Genomic DNA, 19,089 nt, shown 5'->3' on the forward strand with positions numbered 1-19,089 from the left:
GCCCGCACCGCCCGGAACCGCTCCCAGAAGGCGGCGGGACGTTCTCCAGCGTCCCGCCGCCTTCGCACGTCCCCCGGCTCCCACGACCACGGCCCGTCCGGTCCGCCTGCTTCCGTTCCATCGCGACCGTGCCCCGGCCTTGGCCGTGCCCCCGTTATCCGGGGCCCGTCCTTCATGGCCCTTTCGCTCTTTCCGGGCGGTGCCCACGCGGTGACGCGGGCGTTACAGGAGCGGCCGAACGTGGTCACGATGTATTTTCTGCGGCTCTTCTGACTCCTGTTTCTAAACGAGTCGGGAGGTTCTCATGAGTGGTCGTCCGGTGGCGTCTTCGGCGGTTCGCGTCATTCGGTACGGGCCGGCGTCGGGCGCCCGGAAGGCGCCGGCCGGGCCGGGGCTGCGGGTCGTACGGCCCGGGGACGGGGTTGAGGCCGAGGTGCGGGCGGTCGCCGACACCGCCGTACGGCTCGTCGTGGAGGTGCTGGCAGGGATGCGGCCCGCGCACCAGCTGTCGCTCGTCGCCGTCCCTGCGGTGTGCCGAGCGTTCGCCCCGCACACGGGCGCGGGGACGCGTGGGAGACGGATCGTCCCGCCGAAGGTGCTGTCCAGCAGGATGCAGCGGCCCTCACCGGCCGTTGCGGAGGCGACGGCCGTGGTGGCCGTGGCCGGGCGCGTCCACGCGTTGGCGCTGCGGCTGGAGCTGACGCGGGGCCGGTGGCGCTGCACCGCCCTGGAGACGACCGCCCCCTGACATGCGGAAGCGGCCTCCCGGACGTCCGGGAGGCCGCCTCGCGCGGTGCTGCTTGTAGCGGTGCTACTTGTTCTTGTTGCGCGGGTCGCCGTGGCAGCGCTTGAACTTCTTGCCCGAGCCGCAGGGGCACGGGTCGTTGCGGTTCACGCCCGCGTACTCGTCCTCGGTCTCCTCGCTGTGCAGCTCGACGCCGCCCTCGCCGTCGACGGTCGGGGCCGAGTACTCCAGCTTCTTCGGACGGGACGGCTTCTCCAGCCCCTTCGCCTTGATCGCGGGGGCCTCCTCGGCCTCCTCGACCTCGGCCTCGTCCTCTTCGGCGTCCGCCTCCGCCGCGGGGGCCGACTTCGCGACCGACACCGGCGCGGCGCCGACGGTCGGGGCCTCCGGCTGCTCCTCCACCTCGACCTCGAGGTTGAACAGGTAGCCGACCGACTCCTCCTTGATGCCGTCGAGCATCGCGTTGAACATGTCGTAGCCCTCGCGCTGGTACTCCACCAGCGGGTCGCGCTGCGCCATGGCCCGCAGGCCGATGCCCTCCTGGAGGTAGTCCATCTCGTAGAGGTGCTCGCGCCACTTGCGGTCGAGCACCGACAGGACCACGCGGCGCTCCAGCTCGCGCATGACCTCCGAGCCGAGCTCCTCCTCGCGCTTGGCGTAGGCCGCCTGGGCGTCGTCGCGGATCTTCTCCGCGAGCGTCTCCGCGTCCAGCCCGGACAGGTCGCCGTCCTCGTCCTCGGTCAGGTCCTCGACCGTGATCGAGATCGGGTACAGCTGCTTGAACGCCTTCCACAGCTTGTCGAGGTCCCACTCCTCGGCGAAGCCCTCGCCGGTGGCGCCCGCGACGTAGCCGGCCACGACCTCGTCGATCATCCGGACGACCTGCTCGTGCAGGTCGGCGCCCTCCAGCACCTGGCGGCGCTCGGCGTAGATGACCTTGCGCTGCCGGTTCAGCACCTCGTCGTACTTCAAGACGTTCTTGCGCATCTCGAAGTTCTGCTGCTCGACCTGGCTCTGCGCCGACTTGATCGCGTTCGTGACGATCTTGGACTCGATCGGGGTGTCGTCCGGGATGTTCAGCCGCGTCATGATCGACTCGACGCGGGCCGAGTTGAACAGCCGCATCAGGTCGTCCTCCAGCGACAGGTAGAACCGGGACTCGCCCGGGTCGCCCTGCCGGCCGGAGCGGCCGCGCAGCTGGTTGTCGATGCGCCGCGACTCGTGCCGCTCCGTCGCGAGCACGTACAGGCCGCCGGCGTCGACGACCTCCTCGTGCTCGCCCTTGACGTCCTCCTTGGCCTTGTCCAGCGCCTCCGGCCAGGCCGCCTCGTACTCCTCGGGCGTCTCCAGCGGGGACAGGCCGCGCTGGTGCAGCGCCAGGTCGGCGCGGAAGTCGGGGTTGCCGCCGAGCATGATGTCGGTGCCGCGGCCCGCCATGTTCGTCGCGACGGTGACGCTGCCCTTGCGGCCCGCCTCCGCGACGATCGCCGACTCCTGCTCGTGGTGCTTGGCGTTCAGCACCTGGTGCGGGACGCCGCGGCGCTTGAGCATCTTGCTCAGCTTCTCGGACTTCTCCACCGAGGTGGTGCCGACCAGCACCGGCTGGCCCTTCTCGTGCCGCTCGGCGATGTCGTCGACGACGGCCTCGAACTTGGCCTGCTCGGTCTTGTAGACGACATCGGCCACGTCCTCGCGGATCATCGGCTTGTTCGTCGGGATCGGCACGACGCCGATCTTGTAGGTCTTGTTGAACTCCGCCGCCTCGGTCTCGGCGGTGCCGGTCATGCCGGACAGCTTGTTGTAGAGGCGGAAGTAGTTCTGCAGGGTGATCGTGGCGAGCGTCTGGTTCTCGTCCTTGATCGCCACGCCCTCCTTGGCCTCGATGGCCTGGTGCATGCCCTCGTTGTAGCGGCGGCCGTGGAGGATGCGGCCGGTGAACTCGTCCACGATCAGGACCTCGCCGTTCATGACGACGTAGTCCTTGTCGCGCTTGTAGAGCTCCTTGGCCTTCAGGGCGTTGTTCAGGAAGCTGACCAGCGGGGTGTTCACCGAGTCGTACAGGTTGTCGATGCCGAGCCAGTCCTCGACCTTCTCGACACCGGACTCGGTCACGCCGACCGTGCGCTTCTTCTCGTTCACCTCGTAGTCGCCGGGGCCGTACTCGTCGACCTGCCCGGCGGTGCTGACCAGCTCGGCCCGCTTCAGCCGGGGGACGATCTTGGCGAACTCCGAGTACCACTTGGAGTTCTGCTCGGCCGGGCCCGAGATGATCAGCGGGGTGCGGGCCTCGTCGATGAGGATCGAGTCGACCTCGTCCACGATCGAGAAGTTGTGCCCGCGCTGGACGCACTCGTCCAGGCTCCACGCCATGTTGTCGCGCAGGTAGTCGAACCCGAACTCGTTGTTCGTCCCGTAGGTGATGTCGCAGTTGTAGGCCGCGCGGCGCTCGTCCGGGGTCATCTGCGGGAGGATCACGCCGACGTCCAGCCCGAGGAACTGGTGGACGCGGCCCATCCACTCGGCGTCGCGCTTGGCCAGGTAGTCGTTCACCGTGACCACGTGCACGCCGTCGCCGGACAGGGCGTTCAGGTACGCGGGGAGCACGCAGGTCAGGGTCTTGCCCTCACCCGTCTTCATCTCGGCGATGTTCCCGAGGTGAAGCGCCGCGCCGCCCATGATCTGGACGTCGTAGTGCCGCTGGCCGAGGACGCGCTTGGCGGCTTCGCGTGCGGTCGCGAAGGCCTCCGGAAGCAGGTCGTCCAGGGACTCGCCGTCGGCGATGCGTTCCCGGTACTTGTCGGTCAGCTCGCGCAACTCGGCGTCGCTCATCTCGAGGAAGTCCTCCTCGATCGAGTTGACCTGATCCGCGAGCTTCTTGAGCTTGCGCAGGGTTTTTCCCTCGCCCGCACGAAGGATCTTGTCGATGACTGGCGGCACTCTCGAAGGCTCCTTGCAGATCGTGGTTCACCGCTCAAGGCGGCACGCACACCACACGTACGATGCCATCGTAGGCGAGACCCAGAATGGTCTAGGTCACTCCGCAGCGCAATCCACAGTGCGTTCCGTTTGACTTTCCGGGTCCCGGAGAGGATCTCTCACACCTCACGGGAGGGAGGCCCAATGTCCTCAGAGGGTTCGCACGCCGGCCGGCCGAGTTCCTGGCTCGCCGTCGGCGTGATCTTCATCGGCTTCGTCGTCGGCGGCGTGGCGCTCTGCCTCGGCCCGGCCTGGATCATGTTCTGGGTCGGCGTCGGCATCGTGGTCGCCGGCTTCCTCGTCAGCTGGATGGTCCACCTCTTCGCGGACGTCGTCGTGGACGCGCCCCGCGTGATCCCCGAGATCGTCGACTACTCCCTGTTCGGCTCCCGCTCGGCCAAGCGCCGCGGCGGCGACCAGGGCGAGTCCATCGAGGCCCCGGTGGCGACCGACACCCAGCAAACCCCCCACGGCTGACCCACCCTGCCCGAGGCCGGCCCTACGTGGCCGGCCTCAGCCATGCCCGCCCAAAACCCTCAGGCAGACACCCGGTCAACCACACAACGGCCAACACAAACCCTCACACGACGTACAACACCCCACCCCACCAACCCGATTCCCCACCCCACACTCCGGCGCCCCAAGGACTACGACGGCACACCCCTACAGCCACAGCGACATCCCCCAAGATGCGGCGACGCGGCCCGGACGGAGTGTGGCGGCGGGGCTCAACGAGGTATGGCGACGGCGGCGGGGGCTCAATGGGGGGTGGCGGTGGCCAGGGCGGCTTTCACGAGGGTGGGCGGGAGGGCGGTGCGCTCCACGCGGACGTCGTCGCAGCCGACCCAGGCCGCGGCGCGCCAGAGGGCGGTGGCGAGGGCCGCCGCCGAGGTCTCGGTGCGCGCGGCGGTGCGGGTGGCCCAGGGCTCCAGGGACGCCTGGCGGGCGATGAGGGTGCGTCCCTCCCGGGCCGGGTCGACCCGTCCGATGAGGCGGCCGCCGGCGAGGAGCGGCATCGCGAAGTATCCGTGGACGCGCTTGCCCTTCGGGACGTACGCCTCCAGGCGGTGGTCGAACCCGAAGACGCGGGACGCGCGGGCGCGGTCCCAGACGAGGGAGTCGAAGGGCGAGAGCAGGGTGGTGGCGTGCCTGCCCTTGGGCGGGGCCGCCAGCGCGTCGGGGTCGGCCCAGGCGCGCTGCGACCACCCGGCGACCGCGGCGGGGACGAGCCCGGTCGCCTCGATCACGCGGTCGACCTGGTCCTGCTTGATCCGGTAGTAGTCGGCGAGGTCGCCGCGGGTGGCCACGCCCAGGGCACGTCCGGCGCGGGCGACCAGTGCGGTCAGGCAGGCGTCGTCGTCCAGGTCCTGGGCGAGCAGTTCGGAGGGGACGGCGCGCTCGGCCAGGTCGTAGACGCGGCGCCAGCCGACCCGCTCGACGCAGACGACCTCGCCGATGTCCAGCAGCCACTCGATGCCGATCTTGTGGTCGCTCCAGTCCCACCACTCGGCGCTCGCCTTGGCGCCGCCGAGCTCCTTGGTGGTGAGCGGGCCGTCCGCCTTGAGCCGGGCGCGGATCTCGTCGCAGACGCCCTCCGGCACCTTGTGCCAGCGCCACCCGCGCCGCAGGTACGCGCGCCGCCGGAACGCGAACAGCGGCCAGTCGGCCATCGGGATCACGGACGCCGCATGCGCCCAGTACTCGAACGCCCCGTACCCGCCGCGCGGAGCCCGCCCTGAACCGTTTCCGCCGGAGCCACGTCCGCTCGCACCCCAGTAGGCGGCCTCAATGGCGCTGCGGCTCACCGTCCCCAGGCGCGCGTAGGGCACCAGTTCATGAGACCGCGCCAGGACTGAGATCGTGTCGAGCTGGACGGCGCCGAGCCGCTCCAGCATGGCCGGAACCCCGCCTTTCGGACGCGCGCCCAGAAACCCTTGCGCACGCAGCTGGAGCCGCCGCGCCTCGTCCGCCCCGAGCCCGACCTCGCCACCGGCCTGTGTCCCGCCTGCCATCTCCACCACGCCCGCGATGCTACGTCACAACACCGACAAAACCGGATTGCCGGTCTCCGACCGGGGGCGGGGGTCAGGTGATCTCTAGGAGTTTCTCGCGGACGGCGTAGACGACGGCCTCCATGCGGGAGTGGAGCTGGAGCTTCTCCAGGATGTTGCGGACGTGGTTCTTCACGGTGTTCTCGGAGATGAACAGCTCGCGGGCGATCTCGCGGTTGCCGAGGCCGCGGGCGACGAGGCGCAGGACCTCCATCTCGCGGTCGGTGAGGCGCGGCGCGGGGACCTGCTGCGTCCGCTCCTCGCTGCGCTTGGCCAGCGCGGCGAACTCGGTGATGAGCTTGGACGCCATCGACGGGCTGATCAGCGACTGACCGCCGTGCACCGCGCGGACGGCCTGCGGGACCTCGTCGATGGAGATCTCCTTGAGCAGGTAGCCGCTGGCCCCGGCCTTGATCGCCTCGAAGAGGTCCTCCTCCTCGTCGCTGATGGTCAGCATGACGATCTTGGCGCTGGGCGCGGCGTCCTTGATGGCGGTGCAGGCCTCGATGCCGCTGCGGCGCGGCATCCGGATGTCCATCAGGACGATGTCGGGCAGCAGGTCGCCGGCCATCTCGACGGCCTCGTGCCCGTCCCCGCCCTCGCCGATGACCTCGATGTCGTCCTCACCCTGGAGGACCATCTCCAGGCCTCTGCGGAACAGCGCATGGTCGTCGACGATGAGCACGCGGATGGGGTCGGCCGCTCCGGCCGGCGGCGCGGCGTCACGGCCGGCGGGGGCGCCGGTCTGACGAGGTACCGCCGCGGCGTCGCGAGTCTCGGGCTTCTCGCTCACCAGAGTCGCGGCGTGGAGGAGACGCCGCTTCCCCCCTTCACTATTCAGCGATCTGGAACTACCGGAGGGTTGTGGTCCATCGGGTCGTCCTCGGGAACTTACGGGGTCCGGGGACGAACCCGGGGGATTTCGGACCGGGGTGTCTCCCGGTCAACCGCCGCGCGCCCCGGGAGGTTCCCGGGACGCGCCGGATCGGCTGATGCGCCTTTTCAGATCATGGCACGGTTCAGGTGGTGACGTGACGCGTCCGCCGCATCACCGATGCGGAGAGTCACTCCTCGACGAGCCTGATGACGCCGTAGTCCCAGCCTCTTCTCCGGTATACGACCGAGGGGTGCCCGGTGGCCTTGTCGCGGTAAAGGAAGAAATCGTGGCCGACGAGCTCCATCTCGAACAGTGCCTGCTCAATGCCCATCGGCTCGGCCTTGTGGAATTTCTCGCGGACGACGAGGGGGCCGTCGCCGTCCATCGGGATCGGCACGAGGCTCTCGTCACGGGACAGGGGCTCGGGCTCGACCGGCGGCGCGGTCTCCACGGGTTCGGGGACGGGCTCCGGCAGCGCCTCGGGGAGCGGTTCCATCGTCGCGAGCTTGGCGCGGCCCTTGCCGTTCTTGCCGTGGTTCTTCAGACCGTGGCCCTTGCGCCGCTCGGCGTCGCGGCGCAGCCGCGACTCCAGCTTGTCGAGCGCGAGGTCGAGGGCGCCGTAGCGGTCGTCGGCGGCGGCTTCGGCCCGGATCACCGGGCCGCGGGAGCGGATCGTCAGCTCCACTCGTTCACGCTGGTCGGCCAGCCGTGGGTTTCGTTCCTCGGACACCTCCACATCCACGCGGATGACCTTCTGGTCGAGCCGTTCGATCTTCGCCAGCTTGTTGTCGACATGCCGACGGAACCTGTCGTTGACGTCGGTGTGCCGGCCCCTCACGGTGATGTTCACGCGGGACCCCCCTTCTCCCGGTTGCGCTTGTCGCCCTGCCCGGGGACCTGCCGGCCCCGAACGGGCACCACAGGACGGTGGGTCGCACCCGCCCGGCCGACCTGGTCTTCGTCCCCACATCCGCCTGCTGAGGGGCTCGCGGCGCTCTCGCCACTACTGCCCTTCTCCCGGTTCGGGGGATGTCGGATCCCCCGTTGGGGCAGGACTTACCTCTAAGGCGCACCGTGATCGGTCGACGAGAAGTCGCCTTACGTGGGCCGTTTCGCCTGCGCCTGGCATCGGCTAGCCGGACCGTCTGCCGTGCTCCTGACGAGCACTGCGATCCAACGCAACCACGGACCCGGGCGGGTGCCATGTCAGGAACGCTAACCCCTTACGCGACGAATGTCAGGGGGGTGGACGGAGGAAAAACTCACGGACCGTCATCGATGACTGCCGCAGCGGGTTCCCCTGACGCCCCTCCACCTCCCCGGAACCCCGACGGGCTCGGCGATCCCGCCGCCGGCGCCCGCCCAGGTCAGGCACCACTGGCCTCGCGGTGAGTTTGAGAAATCTCTACTTCCTTCATGGCGAGATGTGACCCGCACGCCCCCATACACCCCCTCAATCCAGGACAAGCCAGACGCCCCCGGCTACACACCGTTGCTCACCACCGCCCCACGCCCAAAAAGTGAAGAAAGTCACCGTTCGCCCGATCTCCTCACCACCACACAACCGCCGCCGTCGCCACACAGGGGGTTAGGGGTTACCAGGGGCGGTGGCGGGGGGTGGCTGCGATGGTGGCCGTGGCGGTCACTTCGGCGCCTGCCGCGCGTAGGGCGCGAGCCGCCTCCGCCAGGGACGCGCCCGTTGTGACCACGTCGTCCACCAGCACCACTCGCCGCCCGGCGACGCATGGCCGCGCCTCCACGGCCCCTTGCACGTTGGCCGCCCGCTGCCGTGCCGTGAGCCCGACCTGGTCGGCGACCCGGCCGCGCTGCCGCAGCGCGTCCATCATGGACACCGGCACGCCCTCCGCCCACAGACGGCGCACCGCGATCTCGACCAACCCGCGCAGCGGATCATGGCCTCGCCGCCGCACCGCCCCCCGCCCCGATGGCACCCACACCACCACCGGCCCCGCTTGAACGTCCTCCAAGCGCGCATCCCCCGCCGTCGACGCGCCTTTCGAGGGGACCGCCGCGCCCTTCGGGGATACCGCCGCGCCCTTCTGCGGGACCGCCGTGCCCTTCGAGGGGCCGGTCAGGGTTGCCTGGACGGCTGTTGCCAGAGCTTCGCCTAAGGGGGCGGCTAAGGCGGTGCGGCCTCGTTCCTTGTAGGCGGCCAGGATCGTGCGCAGGGGGCCTTCGTAGGCGGCGACCGTCCAAGGGGGCGGGATGCCGGCCGTCGCGGCTCTGACGGGCCGTGCAGAGGCTCGTAGGGGCCTTGCGCACGTGTCGCACAGCAGCACGGGCTCCTGCCCGCAGCCCGCGCACTGCTCGGGCAGCAGCAGATCGATCAGGTCGCGCAGGAATCTCATGCGGTCGACAGTGCCGCTCCGGGCCGCTGGGCGCCCCGCACTCCCGTAACTGTGGATAACTCCGGCGAGCCGAGGGCTTCGAGCATCCGGCCCCAGGCGCCTCACGGCAGGTGGTGACGGCGGGGAACGTGGTGTTCCCGCTGTTGGGGGCGGCTTGACCGATGGGGCCGGCAGTCCGCTCCCTCAGCGGGAGTTGGGGTGGTTCAGCGCGGGTAGCTGGGGTCCTTGGCGGGGGTCGGGCATAGCCAGGGGCTGTAGGAGTTGCTTGGGGCGCTCTGGCGGCAGATCTGGTCCTTGCCGGACGAGCGGGTGCCGATCAGGATCGGAGCGCCGGGGGCGGCGGCGATGGTGCGGGGCTCGCCCAAAGAGCCGACGCCCAGGGGGATGATGGCGCTGCCGCTGATCGGCATCAGGAACGGCAGGGTTTGGGAGTCCCGCTTGGCGCGGCCCAACACGGCCAAGGTGTTGTAGTCGCGCCAGGACAGGTCGACGGCGTCCTGGAGTTCGGAGCTCACCGGGAGGAACGAGCCGACGTCCAGGGAGCCGTCCGGGTCGTGGGCTATGCGGCCCAACTGCACCTGGGGGCGGCCGTCGATGCGGGCTATGACGGCGGCGCGGACGCCGTCGCGGGCCACGTGGAAGGCCAGGACCTGGCGGCCGCCAAGGCCCCAGTGGGCGGCGCGCACGGGCGGTTTGCCGGGGCGGCGCACCCACAGCCAGGACGCGTCCTTCGTGCTCTCCACGGCCCACAGGGTGCCGTCGCCGCTCCAGGACGGCGCCGTGAAGCGGGCGCCCCGGTGGGCGGTGAGCAGGACGCGGGGGCTGGGCGCACCGGTGACGGGGGCGGCGACCAGCAGTTGGGTGCCGTCGCTGCTGAGGCCGGCGAACTCCTGGTAGCCGGGGGCGACGGCGGGGTGGGACAGGTATCCGGCGGCGCCGGTCACGAGGGGCTGGGCGCGGTCGCCCTCCAGGGTGCCGATGAAGCCGGACGGCCCGACGACGTAGGCGTTCTGGTGGGCGCCCTCCTGCGAGGCGGCGCCGTCGGGCGAGTTCTCCTGCCAGCCGTTCATGGGCTGGGTGGCGTCCATGTCGTCGGGGGCGACGGTCTCCCCGTCGATCTGCAGGCGCCACTGCTTGATCTCGGACAGCTGCCGCATCGTCCAGCTGAGCTGGGCGGACATGCGGTCGACGTCGCCGCCGCGGGCCTCCTTGGTGAGGTCGACGGTCGCGACCTCCTTCTCGATCTGGACGCCGCGGCGCAGCCGGGTGCCCTCCGGGAAGGCGCTGTCGACGGCGCCGGCGAGCCAGGACGTGGGCCCGGCGAGCAGGGCCTGGACGAGCTGGGTCGGCAGCGCCTGCCGGTTCGCGACCGGGAGGAAGACCCCGTTGGGGACGAGGGTGTGCCGGTCGGGCGCGAAGAAGAACAGGTTGACGGTGCGCATGGCGCGCTCGACGTCGTCCTTGGTGAGCAGGAGGCCGGACTTCTCGTCGCCGGGCAGACCGGTGATGCGCCAGACGCCCTGCGGGGTCTTGCTGAGCTGGTAGACGGCCTCGAACTCCTTCGGGGACGCCGTGTACTGGCCGTCGGCGGTGATGGTGCCGAGCTCCTCGCCGGTGACCCGCACGGCGGCCTGGTTCCCGGCCGACTTGATCACGTGCGGGTCGGTGACGCGGCTCGCGAGGACGGTCACCGAGGGGCGCAGGCCGGGGTTCCATGATGTCCGGCCGCCGAGGTACATCTTGGCGACCTTGTGGCCGTCGTCGAAGCTGGCGGACGCGGCGAGGAACCCCGAGACGATCTCGGCGGGCCCCCAGTCGGGCCGCGGTTTGACGGGGATGAGCCGGACGTAGGGGTCGTCGACGCGCTCGGCGCGCTCGGCGGGCCTGCCGCTGACGACCTGCCCGCCGCTCGGCACGTTCGCGCAGCCGGCGCCGCCGAGGACGAGCACGGCGAGCGTCAGCAGGCTGGTGATGCGCCCGGTGCACGCGCTCATTCGCTCGCCTCCAACTCCGCGAACAGGGGCCGCGCGTCGCCGGCGCCGGGCGGGACGAGCGGGAGCGGCGAGCCGCGCAGCTCGGCTCCGGCGACGCGGGGCAGCGACAGGCGGAACTGGGAGCCCGCGCCGGGCTCGCCCCACGCCTGCAGCCAGCCGCCGTGCAGCTGCGCGTCCTCGCGGGAGATCGCCAGGCCGAGCCCGGTGCCGCCGGTGGTGCGGGCGCGGGCCGGGTCGGCGCGCCAGAAGCGGTCGAAGACCATCTGCCCTTCCCCGGGTTTGAGGCCGACGCCGTGGTCGCGGACGGCGACGGCGACGGCGTCGCGGTCGGCGGCGACGGAGATGACGATGTCCTCGCCCTCGCCGTGCTCGACGGCGTTGACGACGAGGTTGCGCAGGATGCGCTCGACGCGGCGCCGGTCGACCTCCGCCATGCAGGGTTCGCCGGGCAGCTGCAGGACGACCTTGCTGCCCTTGCGCTCGGCGAGGCCCTGGATGTCGCCGACGACGCGCAGCACGAGGTCGCGCATGTCGAGGGATTCGGCGTCGAGCGTGGCGGCGCCGGCGTCGTGGCGGCTGATCTCCAGGAGGTCGGCGAGCAGGGACTCGAAGCGTTCGAGCTGGCTCTGCAGCAGCTCGGCGGACCGTCCGACGGCGGGGTCGTCGAAGGTGTCGCGGTATTCGTAGAGCATGTCCGCGGCGATCCTGATGGTGGTCAGGGGCGTGCGGAGCTCGTGGGAGACGTCGGAGACGAACTGGCGCTGCACCTGCGACAGGTCCTCCAGTTCGCCGATCTTCTCCTGGAGGTTCGCGGCCATCTCGTTGAAGGAGCGGGCGAGGCGCGCCAGGTCGTCCTCACCGCGGACCCTCATGCGTTCTTCCAGACGGCCTGCGGCGAGCCGCTGCGCCCCTTGCGCGGCCAACCGCACCGGTATGACGACCTGGCGGGTGACCAGTGAGGCGATCGCGGCCAAGAGCAGCACCAGGACGATGCCCACTCCGGACAGGGAGCGGCTGACGGTAGTGAGGGTCTGCTGTTCCTGCGTCAGGGGGAACAGGTAGTACAGCTCGAACTGGCCGGTGCGGCCGCCGACGATGAGGCCGCGTTCATCCGCCCTGCCCCCGAGGTAGGACAGCTTGCCGTAGGTGTAGGCACGTGAACCGGCGGGCGCGGTCTTCAGCTCCTCGCGGAGCCGCTTCGGGACGCTCTCAGGCCGCAGCTCGTTCGTCGTGTACCCGTCGAAGTACTGCTCGTTGGTGTCGCGGATGTAGACCTCGTAGAGGCCGGACGGGCCGCTGCGCGACTTCAGGCGGTCGATGGTCGAGTTGAGCCTGCTGCCGTCCCCGGCGGAGTTGCCCAGATCGCGCTGGACCTGCGCCAGGCCGTCGTCCAGCTGGAGCCGGGCCGCCTTTACCTTGCCGTCCATGAGCGCCGACGAGACCTGCTGCATCAGGAACGCGCCCAGGATCGCCACCACGATCGCCGAGATGAACAGCGTGGACGTGACGACGCGGACCTGGATCGACCGGCGCCAGCGCAAGTAGGCGGCGCCGACGGCGCCGCTCAGCAGGCGCCGCAGCCTGCCCAGGGCACGACGGACGTACCGCTTCGCCCGCCTCATGTCCGCTTTCATGAGGGGTCCGCGAGGCGGCGCAGGGGGCCGCGCTGGTACTGGACGGTCATCGGCGTGTCACGGGGGACGGGGCGCTGTGACGGAGCGCTGCGATGGGACGGGGCGGGGGCGCCGCCTCGGGGAGTCGTCGTGCGGGGGCCGGCGCCGCGGGGCCCGCGGGCGGGTCGGGCCCTTCAGGCGGGCCCGGCCTTGTAGCCGACACCGCGCACGGTGACGACGATCTCGGGGCGTTCGGGGTCCTTCTCGATCTTGGCGCGGAGCCGCTGGACGTGCACGTTGACGAGCCGGGTGTCGGCGGCGTGCCGGTAGCCCCACACCTGCTCCAGCAGCACCTCGCGGGTGAAGACCTGGCGGGGCTTGCGGGCCAGGGCGACCAGCAGGTCGAACTCCAGCGGGGTCAGCGGGATGTGCCGGTCGCCGCGCTTGACCGAGTGGCCGGCGACGTCGATGGTGATGTCGCCGATCTGCAGGGTCTCGGGGGCGGGCTCGTCGGTGCGGCGCAGGCGGGCGCGCACCCGCGCCACCAGCTCCTTGGGCTTGAACGGCTTGACGATGTAGTCGTCGGCGCCCGACTCCAGGCCGAGCACGACGTCCACTGTGTCGCTCTTGGCGGTCAGCATGACGATCGGCACGCCCGACTCGGCGCGGATCTGCCGGCACACGTCGATGCCGTCGGCCCCGGGCAGCATCAGGTCGAGCAGCACGAGGTCGGGCCGGGTCTCCCGGAACGCCTCGAGCGCCTTGTCGCCGTCGTGGACGAACGAGGGCTCGAAACCCTCGCCCCTCAGCACGATGCCGAGCATTTCGGCGAGCGCGAGGTCGTCGTCGACGACCAGTACACGTCCTCTCATGGCCCTCATCGTCGCAAAGTCGGGGTTCGGTGGAGTGGTGCGCGATGCTCCGGCGCCACCTTGCCAGGGAGAGATATACCTTGGCGTGCAAGGTTACCCGCGTTTGCGCCGTACATGGCTCCCCCGCATCGGGTGGGCGGCTCGGATTGTAGAGGTGACTCCCGAAAGCGGCGCAAGGTTGACATCCCGCCCGTGACAGGATGGCCTACCGGCGATCGCCGCGGGGCCCGGCGGGCCCTCCCGGCAGCGCCGCAGACCCCCGCACGCAGACCGCAGGGAACCAGGGACCGCAGGGAGCCGAGTATGCCGGGACCGGACGGCTGGGACGACGACGCCGGCGCCACCGATGTGGTGCGGGGCGTCCCGTTCCGTCCCATGTCCATCTCGGAGATGCTGGACGGCGCGATCGCCGGCATCCGGCGCCGCCCCCGCACCACGCTGGGCCTGTCGGTGGCGATCAGCACGGTGATCCAGGTGACGAGCTCCGTCGCCGCGTACTTCTTCATCGGCAACGAGGCCCGCGACGAGGTCACCCCGGACGTGCTGCTGGAGTCGCTCGGCGCGCAGGTCACGCTGACGGTGCTGGGGCTGGTGCTGTCGGCCGGCGGGATCCTGCTGATGGCGGGGCTGATGGCGCCGATCCTCGGCCGCGAACTGGTGGGCATGCCGATCGCGCCCAGGCAGGCGTGGCGGGACTCCCGGCCGCGGCTCGGCCGGCTGGTCGGCACCGTCGCGGCCGTCATGGGCGTCTCGCTGGGCGCGCTGGCGCTGCCGGTGGTGCCGTTCTTCGCGCTGATCGCCGTGGACGCGCACCCGGCCTTCGGGGTGGTCGCCGGGCTGATCGGGTTCCCGGTCGGGATCGGCCTGATGGTGTGGCTCTACATCCTGCTCGTCCAGGCGGTCCCGGCGGTCGTCCTGGAGCGGCGGACGGTCACGGGCGCGCTGCGCCGGGCGGTCACGCTGTCCAAGGGCCGGTGGTTCCGGACGTGCGGGACGCTGCTGCTGGCGCTGCTCGTGACCGTGTTCATGGGCTTCTTCGCGCTGCGCATCCCGTTCCTGTTCGTGCAGCTGGTCTTCTTCGGCGACGCCTCGGGCGACGGGGCGACGATGGGCGCGCTCGCGGTCGACACGCTGGGCCGGATCGTGAGCTGGTCGGTGGTGCTGCCGTTCGACGCGGGGGTGATCGCGCTGCTGTACATGGACCGGCGGATGCGCCGCGAGGGCTTCGACCTGGAGCTGCGCAGCCGGGGCCGCTCCGCCGCGGCGGTCGTCGCGAGCGGGCCCGCGGACGACGCGGCCCGGGAGGACGGGTTCATCGATCTCTGGCGGACCGATCCGGTGCCCGCCCGGCCGTGGACGGGAGCGAACCCGTGATCCTCGACCCGATCGGCCGCGACGAGGCCCGCGAGCTGGCCCGCCGCGAGCTGGAGAAACAGGTGTACCAGCGCGACAAGCCGTCCTGGCTGGAGCGCGCGTGGGCCGACTTCTCCGAGTGGCTGGGCAGCCTGTTCAACCGGGCGCCGGACCCGAACGCGCAGGGCACCGGCGGCGGCTGGGTGTCCATCCTGATCATCGTCGTGGTGCTGGCGATCGCGATCGGGCTGATCGCCTGGCTGATGCGGGGGCGCCGCAACCTGCGCTCCCGCGACAAGGCCCTGCTGGACGACGTGCCGTCCACGGCGCTCGACCACCGGCAGGCCGCCGAGCGGCACGCGGAGGCCGGGGAGTGGGCCGAGGCGATCCGGGAGCGGCTCCGCGCGATCGCGCGCGACCTGGAGGAGCGGGCGGTGCTGTCGGCGCGGCCGGGCCGCACGGCGGACGAGCTGGCGGCGGAGGCGGGCGAGGCCGTGCCGGAACTGGCCGGCGAGCTGGCCGCCGGGGTGCGGATCTTCGATGACGTCTGGTACGGCGACCGTCCCGGCACGGCCGAGGGGTACGCGCGGATGACGGCACTGGACGAGCGGCTGCGCGCGACGAAGCCGAAGCCGCTGGAGGCCGATGACCTCGCACCGGCCGGGGCCGGCGACGAAGGGGGCCCGCGATGGTGATGCAGGCCCCGCCCGGAGCCGCGGCCTCCGGCGCCCCCGCGGGCGCGCCGGCGGAGCCGTCCGCGCGGCAGGTCGCGGGCCGCCGCTGGCGGTCGGCGCGCGGCGTGCTCGCGGTGCTGCTCGCGCTGGTGGTGATCGCGGTGATCCTGGCGGCGCTGCGCCCGTCGACGTCGGCGGGCGCGCTCGACCCGCAGTCGCCGAAGCGGGACGGCGCGCTGGCGCTCACGGAGATCCTGCGCCAGCGGGACACGACCGTGACCGTCACGCGCGACTACGCGGACATCCCCATGGAGCCCGGAATCAGCGGCGTCCTGGTGGTCACGCGCACCGAGCGGCTCACCGAGGACGACCTGCGGCTGCTGACCGCCTCGCCGCTGGACCTGCTGCTCGTCCGGCCGACTGCGGCGGCGCTGGACATCCTGGCGCCCGAGGTGCGGCGGGTCGGCCCGAGCTTCGAGGAGACCGCCGCGCCGGGCTGCGCGCTGCCCGCCGCGTCCCTCGCCGGCAAGGTCGCCTTCCACGAGTCGGACACCTACGAGATCAACGGCCGGGGGACGGCGTGCTACCCGGCCGAGTACGGCGGCGCCAGGGTCGTCCAGGTGCGGGAGAACGCGCACACGGTGACCGTGCTGGGGTCGGCCGCGCCGCTGACGAACCAGCGGCTCACCGAGGAGGGCAACGCCGCGCTCGCCATGAACCTGGCGGGGGCGGGGACGGGGGCCTCGACGGTGTGGCTCTTCCCCGCCATGCCGGAGGCGGGCGAGGGCGCCGGGCAGCAGTCCCTCGGCGACCTGCTCCCGTTCGGCGTCAAGCTGTTCTTCCTGCAACTCCTGGTCGCGGTGCTGCTGGTGGCGCTGTGGCGGGGCCGGCGGCTCGGCCCGGTGGTGGCGGAGGCGCTGCCGGTCGTGGTCCGCTCGGCGGAGACGGTGGAGGGCCGCGCCCGCCTGTACCGGGCCGGACGCGCCCGCGACCGCGCCTCGGACGCGCTGCGCTCCGGCGCCCGGGAGCGGCTCGTCCCGCTGCTCGGGCTGCCGCGCGGCAGCGCGCAGGACCGGTCCGCCGCGCAGGAGATCATCACGGCGGTGGCGCGCCGCACGCCCTACGACGAGACGTACGTCGGGGCGGCCCTGTACGGTCCCGAACCCTTGGACGACGCCGGGCTCATCGCGCTCACGAACGTCCTCGACGACCTGGAAAGGCAGGTACGGCAGTCTTGAACACCCCTGTAGAGCTCGGGAAGGACGACGTGCCCGGCGGAAGCGCGGGGCAGGTCGTGCTGTCCGAGGAGGCCCGGCGGCAGGCCGACACCGCCCGCGCGGCGCTGACGGCGCTGCGCGGCGAGGTCGCCAAGACGGTCGTCGGCCAGGACTCCGTGGTGACGGGCCTCGTCATCGCGCTGCTGTGCCGCGGCCACGTGCTGCTCGAAGGCGTCCCGGGCACGGCCAAGACGCTGCTCATCAAGACGCTGTCGCGGGCCCTCGACCTGGACTTCAAGCGCGTCCAGTTCACCCCCGACCTGATGCCCGGCGACGTCACCGGCTCGCTGGTGTACGACAACCGGACGGCGGAGTTCGAGTTCCGTGAAGGCCCCGTCTTCACCAACCTCCTGCTCGCGGACGAGATCAACCGGACGCCGCCGAAGACCCAGGCGTCCCTCCTGGAGGCCATGGAGGAGCGGCAGGTCTCGGTGGAGGGCTCCGCGCGCGCTCTGCCCGACCCGTTCGTGGTCTGCGCGACCCAGAACCCGATCGAGTACGAGGGCACCTACCCCCTGCCCGAGGCCCAGCTCGACCGGTTCCTCGTCAAGCTCACCGTGCCCGTCCCCACCCGGGACGAAGAGATCGCCATGCTGCAGCGGCACGCAGGCGGGTTCGACCCGCGCGACCTGTCCGAGGTGCAGGCGGTCGCCGGCGCGGACGAACTCGCAGCCGGACGCGCCGCCGTCATGACCGTCCACCTGGACCCCAAGGTCGCCGCCTACGTCGTGGACCTGTGCCGCGCGACCCGGCAGTCCCCGTCCCTGCAGCTCGGCGTCTCGCCGCGCGGTGCGACGGCGCTGCTGGCGACGTCCCGCGCGTGGGCGTGGCTGTCGGGCCGCGACTACGTGACCCCGGACGACGTGAAGGCGCTGGCCAGGCCGACGCTCCGGCACCGCGTGCAGCTCCGTCCCGAGGCGGAGCTGGAGGGCGCGACCGCCGACGGCGTGCTGGAGGGCATCCTCGCCCACGTCCCCGCGCCGCGCTGATGGCGCTGACCGGGCGCCTGGGGCTGCTGGCCCTGCTCGGCGCGCTCGTCCCGCTGGTCGTGCCGAGCTGGTGGGCGCTGTTCGCGGTGTGGGGCGTCCTGCTGCTCGGCGTCGTCGCCGACCTGGTGCTCGCCGGGAACGTGCGCGCCCTGCGCTTCCACCGGGACGGCGACACCAACGTGCGGCTCGGCGAGACCGCCCGGGTGGCGCTGATCGTCGAGAACCAGGGCCGGCGGCGCCTGAAGGCCCGCCTGCGGGACGTGTGGCCGCCGAGCGCGGGCGCCACGCCCCGCACGGTCCGGGTGGACGTGCCCGCGGGCGAGCGCCGCCGCGTCGAGATGGCGCTGACGCCGACCCGGCGCGGCGACCGGAAGGCCGTCACGGTCGTCGTCCGCTCGGCCGGGCCCCTCGGGCTCGCCGCGCGGCAGCTGTCGCGCTCCGCGCCGTGGACGGTGCGGGCGCTGCCGGCGTTCCCGTCGCGCCGCCACCTGCCCGCCAAGCTCGCGCGGCTGCGGGAGCTGACCGGCGCGCACGTGGCGCTGATCCGCGGGCAGGGCACCGAGTTCGACTCGCTGCGCGAGTACGTGGACGGCGACGACGTCCGGTCCATCGACTGGCGGGCCACCGCGCGGCGCGGCGACGTCGTCGTCCGGACGTGGCGGCCCGAGCGCGACCGGCGCATCTACCTGGTGCTCGACACCGGCCGGACGTCCGCGGGCCGGGTCGGCGACATCCCCCGGCTGGACTGCTCGATGGACGCGGCGATGCTGCTCGGCGCGCTCGCGTCCCGGGCCGGGGACCGGGTCGACCTGCTCGCCTACGACCGGCGCGTGCGCGCCCGCGTGGAGGGCGCGTCCCGCACCGATCTGCTGCCCGCGATGGTGCACGCGATGGCGCCGCTGGAGCCGGAGCTGCTCGAATGCGACGCCGCCGGGATGGTGTCGACGCTGATGGCGCGGGTCCGGCAGCGGTGCCTGGTCGTGCTGCTGACCGAGCTGAACACGGCCGCGATCGAGGAGGGGCTGCTGCCGCTGCTGCCGCAGCTCACCGCGCGGCACCTGGTCATGATCGCGGCGGTGTCGGATCCGCGGGTCGGCGAGATGGCCGGGTCCCGCGGCGACCTCGCCGCCGTGTACGACGCGGCCGCCGCCGAGCGCGCCCGCGCCGAGCGGCGCCGCCTCACCGCCGAGCTGCGCGGCCACGGCGTCGAGGTGGTGGACGCCCCGCCGGACGAGATCGCCCCGGCCCTCGCCGACGCCTACCTCGCCCTGAAGTCCGCCGGACGCCTTTGACGCGCGC

General features: G+C 72.0%; 15 protein-coding genes. 7 read left to right on the forward strand and 8 right to left on the reverse strand.

Annotation, left to right across the window (positions count from 1 at the left end; translation table 11 throughout):
- Positions 1-304 precede the first annotated feature (304 nt).
- Positions 305-748 (forward strand): Rv3235 family protein, encoded by a 444-nt coding sequence (locus HUT06_RS37250; RefSeq protein WP_176200010.1) that lies wholly within the window; start codon positions 305-307, stop codon positions 746-748.
- Between the two features lie 63 nt (positions 749-811).
- Here the strand turns inward: HUT06_RS37250 and secA are convergent, their stop codons facing one another.
- Positions 812-3,682 carry a preprotein translocase subunit SecA gene (secA, locus tag HUT06_RS37255; protein ID WP_176200011.1) on the reverse strand — a complete coding sequence of 957 codons (2,871 nt, stop codon included), beginning with the start codon at positions 3,680-3,682 and terminating at the stop codon, positions 812-814.
- 183 nt (positions 3,683-3,865) lie between these two features.
- Here secA and HUT06_RS37260 point away from each other — a divergent pair, with 183 nt between their 5' ends.
- Complete coding sequence (locus HUT06_RS37260; protein ID WP_176200012.1) at positions 3,866-4,198, forward strand: HGxxPAAW family protein; 333 nt, start codon at positions 3,866-3,868, stop codon at positions 4,196-4,198.
- Positions 4,199-4,479: 281 nt separating this feature from the next.
- Here HUT06_RS37260 and HUT06_RS37265 read toward each other — a convergent pair whose 3' ends face one another.
- The 7 genes from HUT06_RS37265 to mtrA all read right to left on the reverse strand — a co-directional run bounded on the left by HUT06_RS37265 (position 4,480) and on the right by mtrA (position 13,497).
- Positions 4,480-5,733 carry a winged helix-turn-helix domain-containing protein gene (locus HUT06_RS37265; protein ID WP_176201867.1) on the reverse strand — a complete coding sequence of 418 codons (1,254 nt, stop codon included), beginning with the start codon at positions 5,731-5,733 and terminating at the stop codon, positions 4,480-4,482.
- Positions 5,734-5,806: 73 nt separating this feature from the next.
- Positions 5,807-6,463, reverse strand: a complete 657-nt coding sequence (locus HUT06_RS37270) for a response regulator transcription factor (protein WP_302931893.1) — start codon at positions 6,461-6,463, stop codon at positions 5,807-5,809.
- 373 nt (positions 6,464-6,836) lie between these two features.
- Entirely contained in the window at positions 6,837-7,499 is a 663-nt protein-coding gene (gene raiA / locus HUT06_RS37275; protein WP_176200014.1) for a ribosome-associated translation inhibitor RaiA, read from the reverse strand.
- 745 nt (positions 7,500-8,244) lie between these two features.
- A complete protein-coding gene (locus HUT06_RS45420) occupies positions 8,245-9,018 on the reverse strand; it encodes a ComF family protein (RefSeq protein ID WP_176200015.1) in 774 nt (257 codons plus the stop codon).
- A 203-nt stretch (positions 9,019-9,221) separates the two neighbouring features.
- Complete coding sequence (locus HUT06_RS37285; RefSeq protein ID WP_176200016.1) at positions 9,222-11,012, reverse strand: LpqB family beta-propeller domain-containing protein; 1,791 nt, start codon at positions 11,010-11,012, stop codon at positions 9,222-9,224.
- Entirely contained in the window at positions 11,009-12,634 is a 1,626-nt protein-coding gene (mtrB, locus tag HUT06_RS37290; protein WP_176200017.1) for an MtrAB system histidine kinase MtrB, read from the reverse strand. The genes HUT06_RS37285 and mtrB overlap by 4 nt, the downstream gene beginning before the upstream one ends.
- 185 nt (positions 12,635-12,819) lie before the next feature.
- Complete coding sequence (gene mtrA / locus HUT06_RS37295) at positions 12,820-13,497, reverse strand: MtrAB system response regulator MtrA (RefSeq protein WP_021598338.1); 678 nt, start codon at positions 13,495-13,497, stop codon at positions 12,820-12,822.
- 303 nt (positions 13,498-13,800) lie between these two features.
- Here mtrA and HUT06_RS37300 point away from each other — a divergent pair, with 303 nt between their 5' ends.
- From HUT06_RS37300 to HUT06_RS37320, 5 genes are read left to right on the forward strand one after another with little or no spacing between them, the layout of a single operon-like run.
- Positions 13,801-14,871: a hypothetical protein gene (locus tag HUT06_RS37300; RefSeq protein ID WP_176200018.1), complete on the forward strand. Its 1,071-nt coding sequence runs from the start codon at positions 13,801-13,803 to the stop codon at positions 14,869-14,871.
- A complete protein-coding gene (locus HUT06_RS37305) occupies positions 14,868-15,545 on the forward strand; it encodes a DUF4129 domain-containing protein (protein ID WP_176200019.1) in 678 nt (225 codons plus the stop codon). The genes HUT06_RS37300 and HUT06_RS37305 overlap by 4 nt, the downstream gene beginning before the upstream one ends.
- Positions 15,539-16,762 (forward strand): DUF4350 domain-containing protein, encoded by a 1,224-nt coding sequence (locus HUT06_RS37310; protein WP_254715590.1) that lies wholly within the window; start codon positions 15,539-15,541, stop codon positions 16,760-16,762. The genes HUT06_RS37305 and HUT06_RS37310 overlap by 7 nt, the downstream gene beginning before the upstream one ends.
- A 56-nt stretch (positions 16,763-16,818) precedes the next feature.
- Positions 16,819-17,790: a MoxR family ATPase gene (locus tag HUT06_RS37315; protein ID WP_254715828.1), complete on the forward strand. Its 972-nt coding sequence runs from the start codon at positions 16,819-16,821 to the stop codon at positions 17,788-17,790.
- On the forward strand, positions 17,790-19,082 hold the full coding sequence (locus HUT06_RS37320; RefSeq protein ID WP_176200021.1) for a DUF58 domain-containing protein: 1,293 nt from the start codon (positions 17,790-17,792) through the stop codon (positions 19,080-19,082). Before HUT06_RS37315 ends, HUT06_RS37320 begins: the two co-directional genes overlap by 1 nt.
- The last annotated feature ends 7 nt before the right edge of the window (positions 19,083-19,089 follow it).

This window comes from Actinomadura sp. NAK00032 (assembly GCF_013364275.1).
Lineage (GTDB): Bacteria > Actinomycetota > Actinomycetes > Streptosporangiales > Streptosporangiaceae > Spirillospora.